Origin of the sequence: Sphingomonas pituitosa NBRC 102491 (genome assembly GCF_001598435.1) — a bacterium.
In the GTDB taxonomy this organism is placed as follows: Bacteria; Pseudomonadota; Alphaproteobacteria; order Sphingomonadales; family Sphingomonadaceae; genus Sphingomonas; species Sphingomonas pituitosa.
Window position 1 is genome coordinate 40,574 of sequence record NZ_BCYY01000026.1, and the last position, 20,630, is coordinate 61,203.

General features: G+C 68.2%; 20 protein-coding genes and 1 tRNA gene. 14 read left to right on the plus strand and 7 right to left on the minus strand.

Annotated elements, in window-relative coordinates; all coding sequences use genetic code 11:
• Positions 1-17: 17 nt before the first annotated feature.
• Positions 18-227, minus strand: a complete 210-nt coding sequence (locus SPI01S_RS23120; protein ID WP_066726008.1) for a hypothetical protein — start codon at positions 225-227, stop codon at positions 18-20.
• A 111-nt stretch (positions 228-338) separates the two neighbouring features.
• On the opposite strand from SPI01S_RS23120, the gene SPI01S_RS18230 reads away from it, so the two are divergent.
• The 7 genes from SPI01S_RS18230 (at position 339) to SPI01S_RS18260 (ending at position 7,557) form a co-directional block, all read left to right on the plus strand.
• Positions 339-959 carry a YqiJ family protein gene (locus SPI01S_RS18230; protein WP_245653660.1) on the plus strand — a complete coding sequence of 207 codons (621 nt, stop codon included), beginning with the start codon at positions 339-341 and terminating at the stop codon, positions 957-959.
• Between the two features lie 5 nt (positions 960-964).
• Positions 965-2,653 (plus strand): flotillin family protein, encoded by a 1,689-nt coding sequence (locus SPI01S_RS18235; protein WP_066726010.1) that lies wholly within the window; start codon positions 965-967, stop codon positions 2,651-2,653.
• Positions 2,654-2,813: 160 nt separating this feature from the next.
• Entirely contained in the window at positions 2,814-3,692 is an 879-nt protein-coding gene (locus tag SPI01S_RS18240) for a UDP-2,3-diacylglucosamine diphosphatase (protein ID WP_066726096.1), read from the plus strand.
• Positions 3,693-3,715: 23 nt separating this feature from the next.
• Positions 3,716-4,738, plus strand: coding sequence for a glycosyltransferase family 4 protein (locus tag SPI01S_RS18245; RefSeq protein WP_066726093.1), 1,023 nt, complete (start codon positions 3,716-3,718; stop codon positions 4,736-4,738).
• Positions 4,739-4,857: 119 nt separating this feature from the next.
• On the plus strand, positions 4,858-5,511 hold the full coding sequence (locus SPI01S_RS18250) for a DUF1013 domain-containing protein (protein WP_084253575.1): 654 nt from the start codon (positions 4,858-4,860) through the stop codon (positions 5,509-5,511).
• Positions 5,512-5,979: 468 nt separating this feature from the next.
• The gene (locus tag SPI01S_RS18255; protein WP_066726016.1) at positions 5,980-6,843 is read left to right on the plus strand and encodes a dienelactone hydrolase family protein; all 864 of its coding nucleotides are present in this window, start codon (positions 5,980-5,982) and stop codon (positions 6,841-6,843) included.
• Between the two features lie 78 nt (positions 6,844-6,921).
• Complete coding sequence (locus SPI01S_RS18260) at positions 6,922-7,557, plus strand: glutathione S-transferase family protein (RefSeq protein ID WP_066726020.1); 636 nt, start codon at positions 6,922-6,924, stop codon at positions 7,555-7,557.
• A 129-nt stretch (positions 7,558-7,686) separates the two neighbouring features.
• Here the strand turns inward: SPI01S_RS18260 and SPI01S_RS18265 are convergent, their stop codons facing one another.
• From SPI01S_RS18265 to SPI01S_RS18275, 3 genes are all read right to left on the minus strand, one after another.
• Entirely contained in the window at positions 7,687-8,694 is a 1,008-nt protein-coding gene (locus SPI01S_RS18265) for an alpha/beta hydrolase (protein ID WP_245653662.1), read from the minus strand.
• A 206-nt stretch (positions 8,695-8,900) separates the two neighbouring features.
• Positions 8,901-10,391 carry a DEAD/DEAH box helicase gene (locus tag SPI01S_RS18270; protein ID WP_066726023.1) on the minus strand — a complete coding sequence of 497 codons (1,491 nt, stop codon included), beginning with the start codon at positions 10,389-10,391 and terminating at the stop codon, positions 8,901-8,903.
• Between the two features lie 83 nt (positions 10,392-10,474).
• On the minus strand, positions 10,475-10,924 hold the full coding sequence (locus SPI01S_RS18275; protein ID WP_066726025.1) for a hypothetical protein: 450 nt from the start codon (positions 10,922-10,924) through the stop codon (positions 10,475-10,477).
• 74 nt (positions 10,925-10,998) lie between these two features.
• Here SPI01S_RS18275 and SPI01S_RS18280 point away from each other — a divergent pair, with 74 nt between their 5' ends.
• Both SPI01S_RS18280 and SPI01S_RS18285 read left to right on the plus strand, forming a co-directional pair.
• On the plus strand, positions 10,999-12,447 hold the full coding sequence (locus SPI01S_RS18280) for an FAD-binding oxidoreductase (protein WP_066726028.1): 1,449 nt from the start codon (positions 10,999-11,001) through the stop codon (positions 12,445-12,447).
• Positions 12,448-12,500: 53 nt separating this feature from the next.
• Entirely contained in the window at positions 12,501-13,274 is a 774-nt protein-coding gene (locus SPI01S_RS18285; RefSeq protein WP_066726031.1) for a SapC family protein, read from the plus strand.
• A gap of 337 nt (positions 13,275-13,611) precedes the next feature.
• On the opposite strand, the gene SPI01S_RS18290 is transcribed toward SPI01S_RS18285, so the two are convergent.
• Positions 13,612-14,457, minus strand: coding sequence for an N-formylglutamate amidohydrolase (locus SPI01S_RS18290; protein ID WP_066726033.1), 846 nt, complete (start codon positions 14,455-14,457; stop codon positions 13,612-13,614).
• Positions 14,458-14,570: 113 nt separating this feature from the next.
• On the opposite strand from SPI01S_RS18290, the gene cpdR reads away from it, so the two are divergent.
• The 5 genes from cpdR to SPI01S_RS18315 all read left to right on the plus strand — a co-directional run bounded on the left by cpdR (position 14,571) and on the right by SPI01S_RS18315 (position 18,749).
• Positions 14,571-14,945: a cell cycle two-component system response regulator CpdR gene (cpdR, locus tag SPI01S_RS18295; RefSeq protein WP_066726103.1), complete on the plus strand. Its 375-nt coding sequence runs from the start codon at positions 14,571-14,573 to the stop codon at positions 14,943-14,945.
• Positions 14,946-15,000: 55 nt separating this feature from the next.
• Positions 15,001-15,075, plus strand: a tRNA-Val gene (locus tag SPI01S_RS18300).
• A gap of 374 nt (positions 15,076-15,449) precedes the next feature.
• Complete coding sequence (locus tag SPI01S_RS18305; RefSeq protein WP_281179452.1) at positions 15,450-16,538, plus strand: glycosyltransferase; 1,089 nt, start codon at positions 15,450-15,452, stop codon at positions 16,536-16,538.
• Positions 16,535-17,458, plus strand: coding sequence for a hypothetical protein (locus SPI01S_RS18310; protein WP_157084775.1), 924 nt, complete (start codon positions 16,535-16,537; stop codon positions 17,456-17,458). Before SPI01S_RS18305 ends, SPI01S_RS18310 begins: the two co-directional genes overlap by 4 nt.
• 70 nt (positions 17,459-17,528) lie before the next feature.
• Positions 17,529-18,749 carry a dicarboxylate/amino acid:cation symporter gene (locus SPI01S_RS18315; RefSeq protein ID WP_066726043.1) on the plus strand — a complete coding sequence of 407 codons (1,221 nt, stop codon included), beginning with the start codon at positions 17,529-17,531 and terminating at the stop codon, positions 18,747-18,749.
• Here SPI01S_RS18315 and SPI01S_RS18320 read toward each other — a convergent pair.
• Positions 18,733-19,593 (minus strand): PhzF family phenazine biosynthesis protein, encoded by an 861-nt coding sequence (locus SPI01S_RS18320; protein WP_066726109.1) that lies wholly within the window; start codon positions 19,591-19,593, stop codon positions 18,733-18,735. The two genes, SPI01S_RS18315 and SPI01S_RS18320, sit on opposite strands and share 17 nt — an antisense overlap.
• 70 nt (positions 19,594-19,663) lie before the next feature.
• Complete coding sequence (locus SPI01S_RS18325) at positions 19,664-20,443, minus strand: SDR family oxidoreductase (RefSeq protein ID WP_066726046.1); 780 nt, start codon at positions 20,441-20,443, stop codon at positions 19,664-19,666.
• Between the last annotated feature and the right edge of the window lie 187 nt (positions 20,444-20,630).

The window sequence follows — 20,630 nt, forward strand, 5'->3', positions numbered from 1 at the left end:
GCCATTCTAGCGGCGTTTCAGCAAGGCGATCGTTTTGCCGATGAAATGAGTCGGGCAAATGCGGGGTAGGCGATCTGCTCGGCGAAGAAGACGGTATGGGCCAGCGCAACCTTCTTGCGCAGCTCGGCCAGCTGCTGCCGGTCGATCGGCGGTTCGGCGGCGCGCAGGATCTGCTCGGCCGTTTGCAGGATGTCGCACGTGATGGTGCGCAACTGCTTGAGCGGCATGACGATCCTTCCTCCACCTCCTTTGTAGACGCACCGCCCCACCGGGCATCCGATTTCGCTTCATTCCGCCGCGCGAGGGGGCTAGCTTCACGACTGGTTCGGGAGGGGGAAGTGCTCGAAGTCATTACTGCGCCGGGCAGCGTGGCGTTCGTCTCGGCGATCGTGCTGATGCTGCTGATCGGTGTCGTGCAGGTGCTGGGGATCGGGGGAGATTGGGCCGAGCTGGCGCCCGACATCGACGCCGACATATCCTTCGACGCGCTGGACTGGCTGGGCATCGGCCGGGTGCCGATCCTGGTCTCGCTGATCCTGTATCTCGCGGGGTTCGGCGTGCTCGGCCTGCTGCTGCAGCAATCGGCGCATGATATCGCCGGCGGCATGTTGAGCGGCTGGATCGCCGTGCCCGTGGCGGCACTGCTGGCGATTCCGGTCTCCGCCCTGGCGGCGCGTGGCGTGGCGCGCGTGCTGCCGCGGGACCACAGCACGGCGGTGTCGCTGGAGACACTGGTCGGCGCCACCGCGCAGATCGTCATCGGGCGCGCGACGGCCGGCTCCCCGGCCCGGGCACGGACGCAGGATGCGCACGGCCAGGTCCATTACGTCATGGTCGAGCCCGACGGCTCCGGCCAGCAATTCGAGGAGGGCGAACGCGTCCTCCTGATCCGGCGCGAGGGCGACGGCTTTCGCGCCATTTCCTGGGGCGACCATCGTCTGCCCCGATTGGAGGGGTGAAACCCATGCAAGCCATCGTTCCCCAGGGCGGCACCGCCGTGCTGCCCTATCTCCTCTATGCGGGCGTGGTGCTCGTCGCGCTGCTGGTGATCGGCATCACCTTTGCCAAGCTGTACAAGCGCGCCTCGAAGGAGGTCGGCTTCGTGCGCACCGGCGCGGGCGGCGAAAAGGTGGTGATCAACGGCGGCGCGCTGGTGCTGCCGGTGTTCCACGAGACCATGCCGGTCAATCTCAACACGGTGCGCCTCGCCGTGGAGCGCAAGAATTCCGATGCGCTGATCACGCTGGACCGCCTGCGGATCGACGTGAAGGCCGAGTTCTACGTGCGGGTGAAGCCGGACGCCCAGTCGATCGCGACCGCGGCGCAGACGCTGGGCCTGCGCACGATGAATCCCGAGGCGCTGAAGGAGCTGGTGGAAGGCAAGTTCGTCGATGCGCTGCGTTCGGTCGCCGCGGGCATGACGATGGCGCAGCTGCACGAGCAGCGCAGCGACTTCGTGCAGAAGGTGCAGCAGGTCAGCTCCGCCGATCTGGCGATGAACGGGCTGGAGCTGGAAAGCGTTTCGCTCACCGGGCTGGACCAGACGTCGATCGAGCATTTCAACGCCAACAACGCGTTCGACGCCGAAGGCCTGACCAAGCTGACCGAGCAGATCGAGCTGCGCAAGAAAGCGCGCAACGACATCGAGCAGGATACGCGGGTGCAGATCGAGACCAAGAATCTCGAGGCGCAGCGCCAGTCGTTCCTGATCGGGCGCGATACCGAATTCGCCCGGCTGGAGCAGGAGCGGGAGGTGGAGATGCGCCGCGCCGCGCAAGCCGCCGAAGTGGCGCGCGAACAATCGGTGCGCCAGCAGGAGGCCGATCAGGCGCGGATCGAGGCGAAGAAGCTGGTCGATGCGCAGCAGATCGAGGCGGACCGCGCGATCCAGCAAGCCAAGATCGCCCAAGCGCAGGCGCTGGAGCTTGCCCGGCAGGAACAGCAGATCGCGGTGCAGAACAAGAGCCGCGAGGAAAGCCAGGCCAAGGCGATCGCCGACAAGGCACGTGCGGAGGCGGTGGTCGCGGAGGAATCGGTGCGCACCGCTCGCGATGCGGAGGTAGCCGAGCGCCAGAAGCGGATCGAACTGATCGACGCCGCGCGGGAGGCGGAGCGGGCGGCCATCGCCATCAAGACGCAGGCCGAGGCCGAGAAGGCGGCAGCCGCCGACCGCGCCGAGGCGGCCCGGCTCGCGGCCGAAGGCGAGGCGGAGGCGGCGAAGCTGCGCGCCGACGCCGACCGCGTCCGCTTCGAGGTTGAAGCCGCGGGCCAGCGCGCGGTGAACGAGGCGGCGAACCTGCTATCCTCGGACCAGGTCTCGCTCCAGGCGAAGCTCGCGCTGCTCAAGGTGTTGCCCGAGCTGATCCGCGAGGCGGCCAAGCCGATGGAGGCGATCGATTCGATCCGGATCGTCCAGGTCGATGGTCTGGGCGGCGGCGGGGCCGGGGCCGGGGTGGTCGCCAATGATGGCGGCGGCGACCGCAACCTTGCCAATGCGGCCGTGTCCGCGGCCCTGCGCTATCGCGCGCAGGCGCCGGTGATCGATGGGCTGATGCGCGAACTGGGATTTGAAGGCGGTACGCTGGATTCGCTCGTCGCCGGGGCCGCGACGGGCGTGCCTGCGACGCCCGCCACCTCCGAAGCAGCGGAGTGAGGCATGGCAGACCGGCGGCGGGATCGCCGCCGGTCTGTTCCGGCGCGCGGGTGAGCGCGCGTCCACTATGACAGTCCCGTGAAATCCGAGGGATTCGATTTGTAACAAAGTGGCGCCATAGGCGAGTCTCTGCATGGGCAAGCTGCACGGGAACTTGGGCATGGCCACGATCACCAGGCTTTCGTTTGATGTCGCGGGTCTCGCGGACTTTCACGCGACCACCCCCACCATTCCGGAGCGACCGATCGGCGAACGGCGCCAGTACCGCGCAATCTGGATCTCCGACGTCCATCTCGGTACTCGCGGCTGCAATGCCGAGATGCTGATCGACTTTCTCGACCATGTCGACAGCGACACCATGTATCTTGTGGGCGACATCATCGACGGCTGGGCGATGAAGAAGCGCCTTTACTGGCCGGCGACGCACAACGACATCGTCTGGCGCGTGCTCAAGCGGGCGAAGCGCGGTACCGAGATCGTCTATATTCCCGGTAATCATGACGAGATGTTCCGCCAGTTCACCGGGCTCGATTTCGGCGGCGTGAAGATCAAGCGGCAGGCCATCCACACCACCGCCGACGGGCGCCGCCTGCTGGTGCTGCACGGCGACGAGTTCGACGCGATCACCATGTCCCACCGCTGGCTCGCCCATCTCGGCGACGCCGCCTACGAGATGATGATGACGCTCAACCGCTGGCTGAACCGGGTGCGCCGCTGGATGGGGCTGCCCTATTGGTCGCTGAGCAAATACGCCAAGCAGAAGGTCAAGAACGCGGTGTCCTTCATCTCCAAGTTCGAGGAAATCGTCGCGCGCGAAGCCGGCGCCCGTGGTGTCGACGGCGTGATCGCCGGACATATTCACAAGGCGGAGATCCGCGCGATCGACGGTGTCGCATATTATAACGACGGCGATTGGGTAGAGGGTTGCACCGCGCTGGTGGAGCATTACGACGGGTCCATGGAAATTCTCCACTGGGCCGACGAGATGGCAGCGCGCGAGTCGCCGCCGGAGTCCGAGGTCAGACTGGCGGCGGCGTGACGGCGGCAGGGGGGACCGAGGCCGTGCGTATCGCGATCGTGACCGATGCCTGGGAGCCCCAGGTCAACGGCGTCGTCCGCACGCTCCAGTCGGTGCGGCGGGTGCTGGAGAGCCAGGGCCACCAGGTGCTGGTCGTCTCGCCCGACAAATTCTATTCGCTGCCCTGCCCGACCTATCCGGAGATCCGGCTGGCGATCACCAGCGTGGCGGCAGTCGGCGCCATGCTCGAGGAATTCGCCCCCAATGCGATCCACCTCGCCACCGAAGGCCCGCTGTGCGTGGCGGCGCGGCGCTGGTGCCTGCGCCAGAAGCGGCCGTTCACCACCGCCTATCACACCCAGTTCCCGGACTATGTCTCGGCCCGTTCCGGCGTGCCGGCGGAATGGATCTGGCGCTATATCCGCTGGTTCCACACGCCGAGCGCGACGATCCTCGCCTCGACCGCGTCGATCCGCCAGTCGCTGGTCGATCACGGCCTGCCGCAGGTGCGCCACTGGGGCCGCGGCGTCGATCTCGCGCATTTCCACCCCGGCCTGCCGCCGCACCCGCAGATGCTGGGGCTGGCCGGGCCGGTGATGCTCTATGTCGGCCGGGTGGCGGTGGAGAAGAATCTCGAGGCGTTCCTCCGCGTCGACCGGCCGGGCACCAAGGTGGTGGTGGGCGACGGTCCGGCGCGGGCGATGCTGGAGGCCAAATATCCGGACACGGTATTCCTCGGCGCGCAGTTCGGGGCCGATCTCGCCAGCGCCTATGCAAGCGCGGACGTGTTCGTCTTTCCCAGCCGTACCGATACGTTCGGGCTGGTGATGATCGAGGCGCTGGCCTGCGGGACCCCGGTTGCCGCCTATCCGGTCACCGGGCCGATCGACGTGCTGACGCCGGAGAGCGGCGCGATGGACGAGGATCTGGGCGCCGCGATCGACAAGGCCCTGGCGCTCGATCGCGCCGCCTGCGCCGCCTATGGCCGCAGCTTCACCTGGGAAGCGAGCGCGCGACAGTTCCTGACCGCGCTGGTGCCGATCGGATGCGAGAAGGCGGCCGCCTGAATCGCGGAAACGCTTGCTCCCACGGGCAAGCTCCCCTACATCAAGACCATGTGTGGCCGCCCGTGATGGGCGGCCCTTATTGTTTCAAGTTCCGGAGATCCACCGTGGCCCAGCCGCTGATGCCGCACGCGACCGCTTCCTGGCTGGTCGACAATACGTCGCTGTCGTTCGAGCAGATTGCCGAGTTCTGCGGGCTCCACATCCTGGAAGTCCAGGCGATCGCCGACGATACCGCCGCGACCAAGCTCACCGGCCGCGATCCGGTGCGCGCGCACGAACTGACGATGGACGAGATCGAGAAGGGGCAGGCGAACCCCAACTACGTCCTCAAGATGCAGAAGGGCCCCGAGCAGGTCCGCCGCACCAAGGGGCCGCGCTACACGCCGGTCTCGAAGCGGCAGGACAAGCCGGACGGCATTGCCTGGATCCTGCGCCACCATCCGGAAGTGTCCGACGGCGCGATCGGCAAGCTGATCGGCACCACCCGCACCACCATCGCCGCGATCCGCGACCGTACCCACTGGAACATCGGCAACATCGTGCCGAAGGATCCGGTGACGCTGGGCCTGTGCTCGCAGCGCGAGCTGGACGCGCTGGTGGCGAAGGCCGCCAAGGCCGCCGGCATCGAGGCGCCGACCGATACCCGTCTCGAGGGCGACCGCGAAGCGCTGATCGAGCAGCTTCGCGCCGAGCGCTATGCCGCAAGCCATGTGCCCGAGCCGCAGGAAGCCGCGCCGGTCGAGCACACGGCGGAAAGCCTGTTCAAGCATTGAGATCGCCTTCCCGGGCGTAAACGAGCGGGCCTCGGCGCAACCAGCGCCGGGGCCCGTTCTGCTAATCCGATCTGCAGCAAAGGGCGCCGCTCAATCCATATAATTGCCCTCCCCCTTGCAATTGCAAAGTGTGAGGCCCCCCCTGGATCAAGCGGCGTGCGACCCAATGATCGCTCCGGGCCAGGCTGACATGTTGCGTTTTCGCGTACATGTCAGAGCAGATAGAGTTTTCGCTTTCCCCCGGTCCACGAAACTCCCGCCGGCGCTCATCAGCCCTGGTAGCGATGTGTAGACATCTACGCATATTCGTGGAGATGAAGAAGCACCTAAAATTCGATGTAGCTCACGGGATTGCAGCAAGCGTTTTAGAAATGTGCGATCGGGGCGGTGGCACTCAGGGCACCTTGCCCGAGCAGCGTGCTGCAATAGAACCTGTCGAGGGCGACAACCCCGACGAGGAGCATAGCCATGTGTGACGAACATACCGCAGCCGAGAACAACCGGGCGATGGGCGGTCTCACCCGCCGCGGCTTTACCGCCGCCGCCGCCGCGTCCGGCTTCATGGCGATCCTGCCGAGCCCTGCCAACGCCGCGACGGTGCAGGGCCGCGACGTCACCATCAAAACTGCCGACGGCACGGCCGATGCCTATTTCGTCGCACCGGCCAGCGGCAAGCACCCGGCGGTGCTGGTATGGCCGGACATCATGGGCCTGCGCCCGGCCTTCCGGCAGATGGCCGATCGGCTGGCGCAATCGGGCTATGCGGTGCTGACGGTGAACCAGTTCTACCGATCGACCAAGGCGCCGTTCCTGAAACCGGGCCAGTCGTTCGACCAGCCCGAGGTTCGCGCGATGATCATGCCCTGGCGCGATCCGCTGACCCCGGCGGCGATCACCGCCGACGCCGGGAGCTTCGCCGCCTTCCTCGATGCCCAGCCCGAGGTGGATCGCAAGCGCGGCATGGGCAGCACCGGCTATTGCATGGGCGGCCCCTTCGTCTTCCGCACCGCCGCCGCGCTCCCGGGGCGGGTACGCGCCGGCGGCAGCTTCCATGGTGCGGGGCTGGTGACTGATGCGGCGGACAGCCCGCACAAGCTGGTGCCGCAGTTGCAGGGCCGCTACCTGGTCGCCATCGCCGAGAATGACGACGCGCGTGCACCGGACGACAAGAACGCGCTGCGCTCGGCCTTCGGGGCCGCCAAGGTCCCCGCCGAGATCGAAGTCTATGCCGGTGCGATGCACGGCTGGTGCCCGCCGGACAGCCGCGTCTACAATGCGGCACAGGCCGATCGCGCATGGGATCGATTGCTCAAGACCTTCGCCGGTCTTTGACCGGTTGACCCGGCGCATGATCCGTGTTCCCCTCTTGTTCTCGGCCGTTCGAGTCGGGGGCAACAGGGGTACGGGGCCATGACGGACCAACTGATTCTCTACACCAACCCGCAATCGCGCGGCCGCATCGCGCGGTGGATGCTCGAGGAGGTGGGCGCGACGTACAGCGTCGAAGTGCTCGACTATGCCTCGACGATGAAGGGGGAGGCATATCGCGCGATCAACCCGATGGGGAAGGTGCCGGCCATCGTCCATGGCGGCAAGGTCGTCACCGAATGTGCCGCGATCTGCGCCTATCTGGCGGAGGCGTTTCCGGAGGCAGGCCTCGCGCCGCTGCCGGAGGAGCGCGCAGACTATTATCGCTGGCTGTTCTACGCGGCCGGGCCGGTGGAGCAGGCGACGACCAACAATTACGCCAAGTTCGATTCGGGCGATCAGTCGCGCATGTTCGGCTATGGCAATTTCGACCTCGTGGTGGACGTGCTCGACGGACTGCTGTCGTCGCGTCCCTATGCGACCGGCGACCGCTTCACCGCCGCCGACGTCTATCTGGGTTCGCAGATCGGATGGACGACGATGTTCGGCATGCTGCCGAAGCGCGACTCGTTCGCGGCCTATATCGAACGGGTACAGAGCCGCGCGGCCTATCAGCGCGCCTGGGCGATGGATGACGCGCTGGTTGCGGAAGCGCAAAAGGCGGCCGAGCCGGCTTGATCGGGCAGGGCGAGCACTGTCCGGTGCGCGGGTGCAGCGGCGCACTGGTGCGGGCTGGGCGGGGACCAGGTCCTCGCTGGGCTATCCGCAGCTTGAACTCCGCCGGTGCCCCCCACCATCTCGCCCGAGTCAGAGCATGCCGATGTTGCGCAGCCACTGCGCAACCGCACCGGGCCATTCGCGGGAGATCGGATCGGCCGTCGGCCGCATCCCGAACGCATGGCCTCCCTTGGCATAAAGCCGCATGTCGACCGGTACGCCGGCGTCGCTGAGCGCCAGGGCATAAGCAATTGGCTGGCGGATCGGGTCCATCGGGTCGTTCATGGCATGCAGGATCATCGTCGGCGGTGCCTTGGGGCTGATGGTAACCCATGGCTTGAGCTCGAGACTGTTCCTGCCCTTGCTGTCGTCCAGCATGCGCGCAGTATAGGCGACGATCGCGAAATCGGGCAGGGGCGATTGGCGGTCCGCCGCATCCGCAAGCGGGTAGGTGCGCGCTTCGGTGTTGCTCATGTTCGCTGCGAGATAAGCCCCCGCCGAAAAGCCGATCACGCCGATCTTGTGCGGGTCGACCCCGTAGGACGCAGCCTGTTCCCGCAACAGGCCCATGGCACGCTGGGCGTCTTCCAAGGCCAGAAGCATCTTCGGTCGCTGTTGCTTGCCATGCCTGATCGGCCACTTCTGCGGCACCCGGTATTTCAGAACGGCGCAGGTCATGCCCTGCTGCACCGCCCAGTCGCAGATTTCGGTGCCTTCCAGATCCATCGCAAGGACTTCGAACCCGCCGCCCGGCAGGACCAGCATGGCAGTGCCCGGGTTGCGCCCCTTCGGCCGATATAGGGTCATGGTCGGGCGGGTGACATAGCTTGCCCAATGCCATGTGCGGCCGCCGACCAGGCCTGTGCCGTTCCCGGTGCCTTCGGGGCGATCGCCGGTATCGGGCTTGGCGAGCGGCGTGCCTGCCGGCCAGAGCGGAATCTGCTCTCCATCCGTGCCGGGTTGCCAGATGCCCGCTCGCTCGTTCCTGGGAAGGGCCGATTGCGCCAGGGCGGCATCGGGCCCGCTGCGCTGTCCATGGGCCACGCTTGCCATGCCGACCGCAAGGAGAAAGGGCACGAGAAACCGGAAGCGCGACAAACCTTATCTCCCGCTGCGAGAGACCAGCCTTCCTTCATGGTGCGCTGGGCTGCAGACGCAAAAAACTAGCTGCCGGCCCCGTTCGCGCAACCAGTGGCTGGGCGATCGGGGAAGCTAAGGCACCTACGGGCGCGCGCAGCCGATGTTGCGCTGAAGGCTGCGGACGCTGGCAGGCCGACGCGACGGCGCGTCTCCGCGCCGCCGGCTCAGGCGTCGATCGTGTAGTTGAGGAAGTCGGGGATCGGACCGTTCCAGCCTTCGTCCGGGCCGTCGTCCTGGTCGCGGCGGCGGCGGCGGTCGTCGCGGAGCGGACGTTCGTCGCGCACGGGGCGCTCGTCGCGCACCGGACGCTCGTTGCGGGTGGGGCGGTCGTCGCGCGGGGGACGAGCGCGGCTCTCCTCGCGAGGTGCGGGCGCTGCAGGGGCCTCCTCGCGCGGTGCTGCGGCGCGGCGGGACCGGGGCTTGGCCGGTGCCTCGGCGGCGACGTCCTCGCGGCGCGGCTCCGCCTTCTTGGGTTCGCGCTTCTTGCCACGCTCGCGCTTGGGCGCCGGGGCATCTGCATCGTCCGACGACGCGACCGGGCTCGGCACGCGCTCGATCTTGTGACCGGTCAGCTTCTCGATCTCGACGATGTTCTCGGCATCCTCGGGCGTCACCAGCGTATAAGCGATGCCGGTGGCGCCGCCGCGGCCGGTGCGGCCGATGCGGTGGACATAATCGTCCGGATGCCAGGGCGCGTCGAAGTTGAAGACGTGGCTCACGCCCTTCACGTCGATGCCGCGCGCCGCGACGTCCGAGGCGACGAGGATGTTCACGTCGCCGTTCTTGAACCGGTCCAGCTCGGCGATGCGGGCGGACTGGTCCATGTCGCCGTGAATCTCGGCCGAGCGGAAGCCGTGCTTCTTCAGGCTCTTGTTGAGGTCGCGCACCGTCGTCTTGCGGTTGCAGAAGATGATCGCGTTGGAGACCTCGTCCTGCTGCAGCAGGCGGCGCAGCACGTCGCGCTTCACATGCGCGGTGGCCGGCACCTGGACGATGCGCTGGGTGATGTTGATGTTCGCGGTGGCGGGGCGCGCCACTTCGATCGTCTTGGGATCGGTGAGGAAGCGGTCCGCCAGCTTCTTGATCGGCGGCGGCATCGTCGCCGAGAAGAGCAGCGTCTGGCGCACCTTGGGCAGCTTGGTGCAGATTTCCTCGATGTCGGGGATGAACCCCATGTCGAGCATCCGGTCCGCCTCGTCGATCACCAGCAGGCTGCAGCCGGTGAGCAGGATCTTGCCGCGGCCATAGAGGTCCATCAGCCGGCCCGGCGTGGCGATCAGGACGTCGACGCCCTTTTCCAGTGCCTTGACCTGGTCGCCCATCTGCACGCCGCCGATCAGCAGCGCCATCGAGAGCTTGTGGTTGAGGCCGTATTTCTCGAAATTCTCCGCGACCTGCGCCGCCAGCTCGCGCGTGGGCTCGAGGATCAGCGAGCGCGGCATCAGCGCGCGGGTGCGCCCTTCGCCGAGCACGTCGATCATCGGCAGCACGAAGGCGGCGGTCTTGCCGGTGCCCGTCTGGGCGATGCCGATGAGGTCCTTCCCCATCAGAACCGATGGGATCGCCTGGCGCTGGATCGGAGTCGGCTCGGTATAGCCGGCGTCGGTCACCGCGCGGAGGAGTTCGTCAGAAAGGCCGAGATCGGCAAAGCTCATGCAATTGTCCGGATAATGGGCGCGTTGATTTGCACCTTAACAGAAGGCATCGCGCTTGCGGATTCAGCCGCAAAAGTCAAGCTTCACCGTGCGCGAACCAGGTTCTTGAACGCCTGAACGGGACAAGTTCGGCCCGAACGCGATCGGAGGGCATCGCGGCCGGCGCAGAACTTGCTGTCCTTGGTCGGCTTCAGATAGGCGCCCGAATAGAAGCCGAGCGCCGGGCATTCGGCGCCCAGCTTGGCGCGGAGCAGCGATCCGTCCTCCAGGATCAGGTCGACGCTGTCCGCGGCGTTGACGGTGAAGCCCTGGATGCGATCGACCGCGACGCAGTTCTTCGCACGCCGTTCCACCACCGAGGGCGCCTCGCGCACGACGATGGTGGTCGTCGTCACGGTCATGCGCGGCACATGGATGGTCACATGTTGCTGGACGGCCGAACCAAGCGCGATTTCCGCGGGCAGCGCCGGTCGCGCCGCGGGGGCGACGAACATCAGCGCCAGGCCGGCGGCGGCGATCGGCAGATTCGGCATGGTGGGATCGGATCGTAGGAACATCGCTTGAACGGTGGATGAACTGCCGCACGCCATGCTAGTGCGCAAGCATCATGACACCCGAGCAGCAGCGTATCACCGCCTTTGCCGCCGAGCGCTTCGGCCCCAAGGCAGTCACGACCGATCCGCAGGACATCGCGCCCTGGCTGACCGACTGGCGCCGCCGCTACCACGGCACGGCGCCGGCGATGCTGTCGCCGGGATCGACGGAGGAAGTCAGCGCGCTGGTCGCGCTCGCCAATGATCTGGGCGTCGCGCTGGTGCCGCAGGGCGGGAATACCGGCATGGTCGGGGGCGCCATCCCGCCCGCGGACGGGTCGGCCTTGCTTCTCTCCACCCGCCGGCTGCAGCGGATACGGGCGATGGATGCGGCGGCCAACCTCGCGGTGGCGGAGGCCGGAGTGATCCTCGGCACCTTCCGCGATGCCGCCGAGGCGGCGGGACGGCGCTTCCCGCTCGACCTGGGCGCGCGGGGCAGTGCCACGATCGGCGGGCTGGTCTCCACCAATGCGGGGGGCGTGCAGGTGCTCCGCTTCGGTACGATGCGCGCGCTGATCGCGGGCGTCGAGGCGGTGCTGCCCGACGGATCGGTGCATGACGGGCTGTCGGCGCTGAAAAAGGACAATCGCGGCTATGACCTCAACCAGCTGCTGATCGGCGCGGAGGGCACGCTGGGCATCGTCACCGCGGCCACGCTGCGGCTGGTGCCGGCGGCAGCGGCGCGGGCGGTGGCCTGGGTCGGCGTCGAGAGCCCGGCCCAGGCGCTCTCGCTGCTGCGCCGATTGCAGGCGGCGACCGACATGGTCGAGAGCTTCGAGATCATGCCGGACGACACGGTGGCGCTGGTGCTGGAGCATGTGCCGGGCACGCGCCTGCCGCTGGCCGGCAGCCATCGCTGGCACGTGCTGATCGAGGCGGTGACGAGCGACGCGGCCGCGGAGGCGCCCATAACGGTGCTCGAGCGGATGCTGGCCGGCGCTTTCGAGGCGGGGCTCGCCGGGGATGCGGTGATCGCCGCCAGCGAGGCGCAGGCGGAAGCCTTCTGGCGCATCCGCCATTCGATTTCGGAGGCCGAGCGTTCGGCCGGGCCTGCGGTGCAGCACGACATTTCGGTGCCGGTGGAAGACATGCCGCGCTTCATGGTGGAAGGCGGCGCTGCGGCCGAGGCGCGCTTCCCCGGCACGCACGCGATCGCCTATGGCCATCTCGGCGACGGGAACGTCCATTTCCACGTTCGCGCGCCAAGGGGCGTCGATCGCGAGCGCTGGTATGCGGAGGACGCGCCGCATATCACCCGCATGGTGCACGACATGGTGGTGGCGGCGGGCGGATCGATCTCCGCCGAGCACGGCATCGGCCAGATGAAGCGCGACGAACTTGCGCGACTTTCCTCGCCGGCGCGCATGGCCGCGCTGCGCGCGATCAAGAAGGCGCTCGATCCGAAGCTGATTCTCAATCCGGGAAAGCTGGTCGCGCTTGCGCCTGAAACGTTCAGCAAATAGACCGCGGGCCGGTTGAAACGCCTTTCGACGAAAAAAGTTCTCAGGAGATCCTCATGGCCAGCGCGCCGCAGCAGTCGCTTCCCTTGTTCTACAATCAGCTCGAGCCGCTTTCGAGCCAGGTCCATGCCGATTTCCGTACGCGTTCGACCGATCGCGCGGCTTTCCTTGCCAACCAGCACGCCGTGCCGGTCACCGTCGAGGAATTCCCGCTGGTGCAGCGCTTCATGCCGATCGTCTTTTCGGTCGGTGACGATCCCGTGCCGCTGGCGCTGATGGGCCTGAACGAGGGCGTGAACACCTTCTTCGACGCCGAAGGCAAGCTGGTCGATCCGAACTTCTACGTGCCGGCCTATATCCGCCGCTATCCGTTCCTGCTCGCCCGCCTGCGCCCGGAGAGTGACGAGCTGTCGCTCTGCTTCGATCCGACCTCGGACGTGATCGGCAAGTTCGAGGAGGGCGAGGCCCTGTTCGAGAATGGCGAGCCGAGCGAAGTCACCAAGAACATCCTGCAGTTCAACGAGCAGTTCGAGACCGCCGGTGCCCGCACCAGCCAGTTCATGCGCGAGCTGAAGGACATGAACCTGCTGATCGACGGCGAAGTCTCGATCCAGCCGGACGGCGCGGCACAGCCCTTCGTCTATCGCGGCTTCATGATGGTCGACGAGAACAAGCTGAACGAGATGCGCGGCGACCAGCTGCGCAAGATCGTCCAGAACGGCATGCTGCCGCTGATCTACGCCCACCTTTTCTCGCTGGCGCAGATGCGCGAGCTGTTCGCCCGCCAGATGCGTTCGGGCTGGCAGCCCGAAGTCCAGCTGGTCGGCTGATCGAACACGACCCGGGGGAGCGGCGGTGCTGCTCCCCCTTCTGTCTGGCCCCTTCTGTCTGGCCCCTCTGTCTGGCCCCTCTGTCTGGCCCCTCTGTCTGGCGAAGCCGCCTTCCGCGCCGCCACGACCGCGCTTTCCCCGAAAAATAGCGCCTCGCCGTTCAATCGATGAACTTCTGCGATGAGTTGCCTTGAACTCGGTCGCCCGCCCTCTATATCTTTTAGGTACGGCTCGTGTCCCCCCTTTCGCGATGCCGTGCGACGCGCCTTCGGGCGTGTCTCCTCCCTGAACCTTGGCCACCTCGTGGGTAACCACGAGGTGGTTTTTTATGTGCGGTTCATTCCGCCGCCAGCGCGTCGGGCAGGGCCTCGTCGGCCAGGGCGTCGATGGTCGCGCGGAGCAGCGCCGTCATGGTCGCCGCGCCCGCACCGAGTTCGTCCAGCGCCGCATCCAGATAGAGCGATCGATCGAATTCCAGCTGCAGGGCATGCACGCCGCGGCGGGGATCGCCGTGCCGTTCGAGGATGTGCCCACCGGCATAGGGCGCGTTCGATGCGATGGCGACGCCGTGGCGCCGGGCCACGCCCTCTACCCGCGCACCGAACCGTGCGGCGGCCGAGCGGCCGAAGCGATCGCCGATTACCAGCCGTGGCGCGCTTTCCGGCGCCCCCAGCGGGGGCATCGAATGCACGTCGAGCAGCACCGCGATGCCGAACCGGGCCCGTGCCGCTGCCAGCGCTTCGCCCAGCGCCAGATGATAGGGGCGATGATCGGCAAGGATGCGCGCCGTCACATCCTCGCCGGCGAAGCGACCCCGCCACAGCTGGCCCAGCGTGCCGACCCGCCGTGGCACCAGCCCCAGGCCGCTGCGCACCTTGGTGGAGAGCGGCCGGCCAAGCAGGTTTGCGCCTTCGTCGATCTGGGGATCGCGTTCATGTTCGGCGCGGTTGAGGTCGATCCAGGCGCGGGCGCGGGTGGCGACGAACAGCGTCTCCTCGCGTCGCGCGGCGAGCGCCAGCGAATCGGCGTGGCGATCCTCCAGCGCCCGCAGGGCGACGGCGGGGACCCGCAGCGCGGCGAGCAGCGCGTCCGGATAGTCGCGCCCGCCATGGGGCACGGAGAGCACCACGGGGCTTTCCGGCGGTACCGGCCCGTAGCGATCGAAGCTGGCGGCGCGAGTCACGGGGGCAGCCTAGGCCGCGGCGGCCGACCGGGCAACGCATGGGGCGGCTTCGGCTGGAAAATCTTAAGGTCTTCGCTCATAAGGAACCAGCGGTTGGTACCGATGGGGTGAAGATGATCCGGATTCTGCTGGCCGAGGACGACCGCGTGATGCGCGAATACCTCACCCGTGCGCTGGAGCGCTCGGGCTATGCGGTCAGCGCTGTCGACCGCGGGACGGCGGCGGTGCCGCTGCTCGAGACCGAACGATTCGACCTGCTGCTCACCGACATCGTGATGCCCGAGATGGACGGGATCGAACTTGCCCAGCGCGCGGCCGAGATCGCGCCGGAAATGCGGGTGATGTTCATCACCGGCTTCGCCGCGGTGACGCTGCGCGCCGGCAAGCAGGTGCCGCAGGCGCGCGTGCTTTCCAAGCCGTTCCACCTGCGTGACCTGGTGCTGGAGGTGGACCGGATGTTCGAATCGGAGAATGTGGGGCTGAACTGAAATTAGCGCTTGCGCGGGGGGCGGACCCCCGCTAGAGGCGCGCTTCCCGAGTTTCGGGCGCGTAGCTCAGTGGTAGAGCACTGTGTTGACATCGCAGGGGTCGCAAGTTCAATCCTTGCCGCGCCCACCATCAAAGACCCCGCCAGCCCCACGGCTTGGCGGGGTTTTTTGTTGTCTGCGGGCCGAGTGGCTGGGCCGGAGCCGCCGTTGGCTTCCGCGATTCGGCTCGGTCGAAATGCTCGCATTGCGGTCGAGCGAGTGCGCATTTCCGGGAAACGAGGCCCGCCGCCGCACCCGCCTATTGTGTATCTCCGGCGTTGATTTTTGTGCTAGCGCGCCCACCTTTCGGGCATGCGCGGTGCGCCATGGTGGTCGCCTCGAAGGGATGCAGGCACGTAGGCGGCGCAAGGGTCGCACGGGGTAGGGGAAGCGCGATTGTCGCCAAAGGATAGTAGCGGGGGCCTCCGCGTTCTGACGTTCCTGCACAGCTTCGCGCCGGGCGGAGTGGAGCGCGTGGCCTTGCGTCTGGTGCGGCACTGGCGGGCGGAAGGCGTGGACGCCCCCTTGTTCCTTGGCCGCGAAGACGGCGCGATGCGCGACGAGTTCGCCGACATTGCCTATGACCTGCCCCGCCAGCCCCGCGTCAGCCAGGCTTCCTGGGAAACCCTCTGGATGATCCTGCGGCTGCCCGCCGCGATCCGGCGGCTGCGCCCCGACATCCTGTTCGTTGCCGGTTCCACCTACACCATCGTCGCCGTGGCGATGACCCTGCTGCTCGGGCGCAACTGCCCGCCGGTCGTCGTCAAGGTAAGCAACGATCTCGCGCGCCGCGATCTCAACCCGGTCGGCCGCTTCTTCTGGCGGACGTGGCTGCACATCCAGGCACGGTGCGCGCACAGCTGGGTGGTGATGGACGAATCGATGGTGCCGGAATTGCCGCCCGCCATGGCGCGCCGCGGCCATGTGGTGCACGACCCGGCGATCTCCGCCGAGCAGCTGCTGCCCGATCGCGGACCCCGGCCGGGCGGCCCTCGGCGCTTCGTCGCGATCGGGCGGCTGGTGGCGCAGAAGCACTTCGCGCTGATGCTGCGCGCCTTCGCCCGCGCGGTACAGCCCGGCGAGACGCTGACGATTTTCGGTGACGGGGCGGAGCGCGCGGCGCTGGAAGCGCTCGCGGCCACGCTTGGAATTGCCGACCGGGTGCACTTCGCCGGCCATGTCGCCGACGCGCCGGCGCGGCTGGGGGAGTTCGACGTGCTGTTGATGTCGTCGCGGTACGAGGGCGTGCCGGCGGTGGTGATCGAGGCGCTCGCGGCCGGGCTGGCCGTGGTGTCGACCGATTGCGGCGCCGGCTTGCGCAGCCTGCTGGGCCAGGGGCGTTTCGGCACCATCGTGCCCCAGAACGAAACCCTGCTGGCGGACGCGATCCGGACGGCGCCGACGACGCCGCCGGAACGCACCGCGCTGCTCGAGTCGCTCCAGCGCTTCACCATCGAACGCTCCGCACAGGCCTATCTGGCGCTGTTCGAGGCGGCTGCGGCCGGCCGCACCAGCGTTCCGCCGCTGCGGCTGGAGCAAGAGGCGTCCGCATGAAGTCTCCGATACGGGCGGTGCGCGATGCCTATGCGTCGCTGTCCGCCACCACGCGCGAGCGGATCCTTGCGGTCGTCGGGCTCGCCTTTTCTGCGGCAATTCTCGTTGCCGTGTTCTGGCAGCTGGACGGGCTGGACTTCACCGTGCTCACCCGCACGCCGCGCAACCCCATCTTCTGGCTCTGCTTCGTCGCCACCTATGTGCTGGGCCCCGTGATGGACTGGCTGATCCTGCGCCGGATCTGGGGCATCGGGATCGGCGCATTTCCGGCGCTGCTGCGCAAGCAGGCGGCGAACGAAGTGGTGCTCGGCTATTCGGGCGATGCGCAGCTCTATGTCTGGGCGCGGCGGAAGCTGGGTCCGGAAGGGCGGCCGTTCGAGACCTTGCGCGACGTTGCCGTCACCTCCGCCCTGGCCGGCAATCTCGTGACGCTGGCGATGATGGTGCTGAACGCGCCGATCGTGCAGGGGCTCGCCAAGGGCACGTTGTTCACCACGCTGCTGATCTCGACCGGAACGATCGTCCTGTCGTCGCTCGCCATCTTCTTCTTGCGCCGGGTGGTGTTCGCACTCCCGCCGCGCCTGATCGCCGAGACGCTCGGCATCCATACCGTGCGCATCCTGCTGAGCCTGGTGCTTACCGCGCTGCTGTGGAAGCTGCTGCTGCCCGTGGTGCCCGCGGCGGCGCTGTTCCTGGTGGGTACGCTGCGGATGATGCTTTCGCGGCTGCCCTTCGTGCCTGCGCGCGAGGCGCTGCTCGCACCCCTGATCGTCGCCCTGCTCGGCGATTCGGCGGGGCTGGCGGGGGCGGTGCTGTTCGTCGCCACGCTGATGCTGGCGGCGCATGTCGTCGTCGGCGGGGTGGCGGCGCTGGCGGACATGGTCACCCGCTCCAAACCGGGATTGCCGGAGCCGCGCTGAACAAAAAGGGTCTGGCGCCGGCGCGGTCCAGCCGCCATCAGCCGCGCCGGACGGGCGAAAAGGACAGGTGATGGCGAAGACGGCGCTGGTGATCGGCGCATTGCTGGCAGGGGTGGCGCTGGGTTTTTCCGCGCGCTGGCCGGCGGGCGCGTTTCTGGTGCCGTGGATCGACCTGCTCGCGCCCATCGGCGCCTTCTGGATCCGCGCGCTGACCATGACGCTGGTGCCGCTGGTGTTCGCGCTGGTGGTCAGCGGGGTGGTCAATGCCGTGCGCCACGGCGAGGGCGGGCGGCTGCTCGCGACGAGCTTCGCCGTGTTCCTGCCGATGCTGGTACTGGCGGCGCTGCTCGCCTGGGGCGCGCTGGAGATCGTGCTGTGGCTCTTCCCGCTGGGGCCCGATCCGCTCGCCGGCCTGCTGACCGCCGGCCCGCCGGCGGTGCCGCACGTGCCCAGTGCGTCCGAGCAGATCCTCGCCATCCTTCCCGAAAATCCGATCGCGGCGGCGGCCGGCGGGCAGATGCTGCCGCTGGTGGTGTTCGCGGTGCTGCTGGGCGTGGCACTGGCGCGGACCGGCGGCACCGGGCTGACGGCAGTGATCGACGAACTCGCCAAGGCGATGACGCGCATCGTCGACTGGATCCTGCTGGCCGCGCCGATCGGTATCTTCGTGCTGGCGATGGGCGCGGGCAAGGCGGCGGGCGCGAGTGTCGCCGGCGTGCTCGCGCGCGACGTCGCGGCGGAGATCCTGTTCTGCCTGATGGCGATCGGCATGTGCTATCTGCTGGTGTTCGGCCTGCGCGCGATGCCGCTGGGACGCTTCGCCCGCGGCATCCTGCCCGCACAGGCGACGGCGGCGGGCACCTGCTCGTCGATGGCGACCGCGCCGGTCTCGATGGAGGTCGCGCTGAACGGCCTGAAGCTGCCGCAGGAAGTGGCGGGGACGACGCTGCCGCTCGCCATCTCCACCTTCCGGCTGGCGACGACCGGCGTGACGGTGATCGAGGTGTTCCTGGCGGCGCATGCGGCGGGCGTGCAGGCCTCGCCCGTGCAGTGGGTGCTGGCGGGCCTTTCCGCCGTCATCGCGGGCATCGCCACGCCGGGGCTGCCGGGCGCGGCGATCCTCTATGCCTGCGACGCGCCGGGCATGCAGATCCTCGGCGCGCCGCTGGCGATGATCCCGCTCTACATCGCGGTGTCGGCGATCCCGGACATGTTCATCACCACCGCCAGCGTCACCGGCCAGGTGACCGCGACGACCCTGGTCGCGCGGCTGGTCAGGCGAGGGCGCTGAGGCCGGGCAAACTGCCCTCGGCGATGGTCATGCTGCGGCCGCCGATCCAGGCCTGGCCGCCCGCGTCATAGTCGACGAAGATGCGGCCACGCCGATCGAGCCGGGTGCCCTGCGCAGCGACATAACCGCCGGTCACGCGGCCGCTGTCGTAGAGCCACTGCGCTGCCGAGGCGTTGAAGCTGCCGGTCACCGGATCCTCGATCACCGCGCCGAACGCCCCGCTGAAGATCGTGCGGATCTCCCAGTCGACGGGCCCGCCCGCCGGGTGCGCGCCGATCAGGCCGATCTCGATCCGCGCGTCCGCGTGGCGCACCGGTTCCACCGCCAGCACCGCCTCGGCAGAATCGAGCAGCACTGCGATCCAGCCCGGACCGTTGTCCGCCCAGGCGGCATCGACGATCGCGGCGGGATCGATCCGCAGCGCCTGCGCCAGCTTCGCCCGCGTGTCGCCGTCAACGGGCCCGCTGCGCAGCAGCGGCGGCGCGGCGAAGGCGAGCCGATCGGCGTCGCGGCGGATCGGGATCAGCCCCGCCCCGCATTGCTGGACGATCCGGTCCGGCGCGGCGGGCACGCCGCCTGCGGCCAGCCAGGCATGGCAGGCGCCAATCGTCGGATGGCCGGCAAAGGGCAACTCGCGGTCCAGCGTGAAGATGCGCGCGTGATAGTCCGCGCCTTCCACGCTGGGCGGCAGCAGGAACACCGTCTCGCTCAGGTTGAACCAGCGGGTGATCGCCTGCATCGTCGCCGTGTCGAGATCGCCGCCGCCATGGACCACCGCCAGCGGATTGCCGGTGAACGGGCCGTCATGGAACACATCTACCAGCGAGAACGGCGGCGTCTTCATGCGGTGCATCTCCCCTGCCGCGGATGCGGCCTCGGCAGGGGATCGCCGATTGTGGGGGCGGTAGCAAGCCTCAGCCGGGCGATGCCGCCGATCCGGCGAGCAATCCGCCGTCCACCTGCAGTTCGGCGCCGGTGATATAGGCCGCCTCGTCCGAAGCGAGCATCGCAGCGACGGCGGCGACTTCCTCCGGCAACCCGAAGCGCCGGAGCGGGGTGTCTGCGACGAGCGCTTCCATCCGCGCCGCCCGATCGGGGCCGCTACCCAGCATCGGCTCCCACATCGGGGTTAGGATCGCGGCGGGGTGGATGCTGTTGCAGCGGATCTTCCAGCCCTGCTGCGCGCAGTAGAGCGCCACCGTCTTGCTGTGGTTGCGGATCGCCGCCTTCGAAGAGGCGTAGGCGGCCGCGCCCGGGATGCCCACCATGCCCGAGCGGGAGGCGATGTTGATGATCGAGCCCGTGCCCGCCGCCTTCATCGCGCCGATGGCATACCGGCAGCCGAGGAACGTGCCGTCGAGGTTGACGCGGTGCACCGCGCGCCAATCCTCCAGCGTGGCATGCTCGGGATCGTGGGGCGTCATGCCTGCTTCGAAGCCGGTCACGCCCGCATTGTTCACCACCACATCGGCCACGGGCACGATCATGGCCAATCGGGCCCAATCGCTTTCCTCGCGAACGTCCAGCGGCGCGAACCGGCATCCGAGTTCGCGGGCGGCGAGGGCGCCGGAATCCCCGTCCATGTCGGTCAGGATTACCTCGGCGCCCTCCGCCAGAAAGCGCGCGGTAATGGCGCGGCCGATGCCGCGGGCTGCGCCGGTGACGACGCAGGTCTTGTTGGTCAGTCGTTGCATGATGGTCTCGAAAACAGGGTCCAGGGGCGCGGCGCGTGCCGCGGGCTGCCAGGTGCCGCTTCAGCGGTGACGGTGGACCATGTCGAGAACTCCGGAATACCCGTTGATGGTAGGCCGGCGCGGCGGGAAGGGCAAGCGGGCGCCCGACAGCCTTGCGGCCGCCGCTCCCGGGGGGAGCGACGGCCGC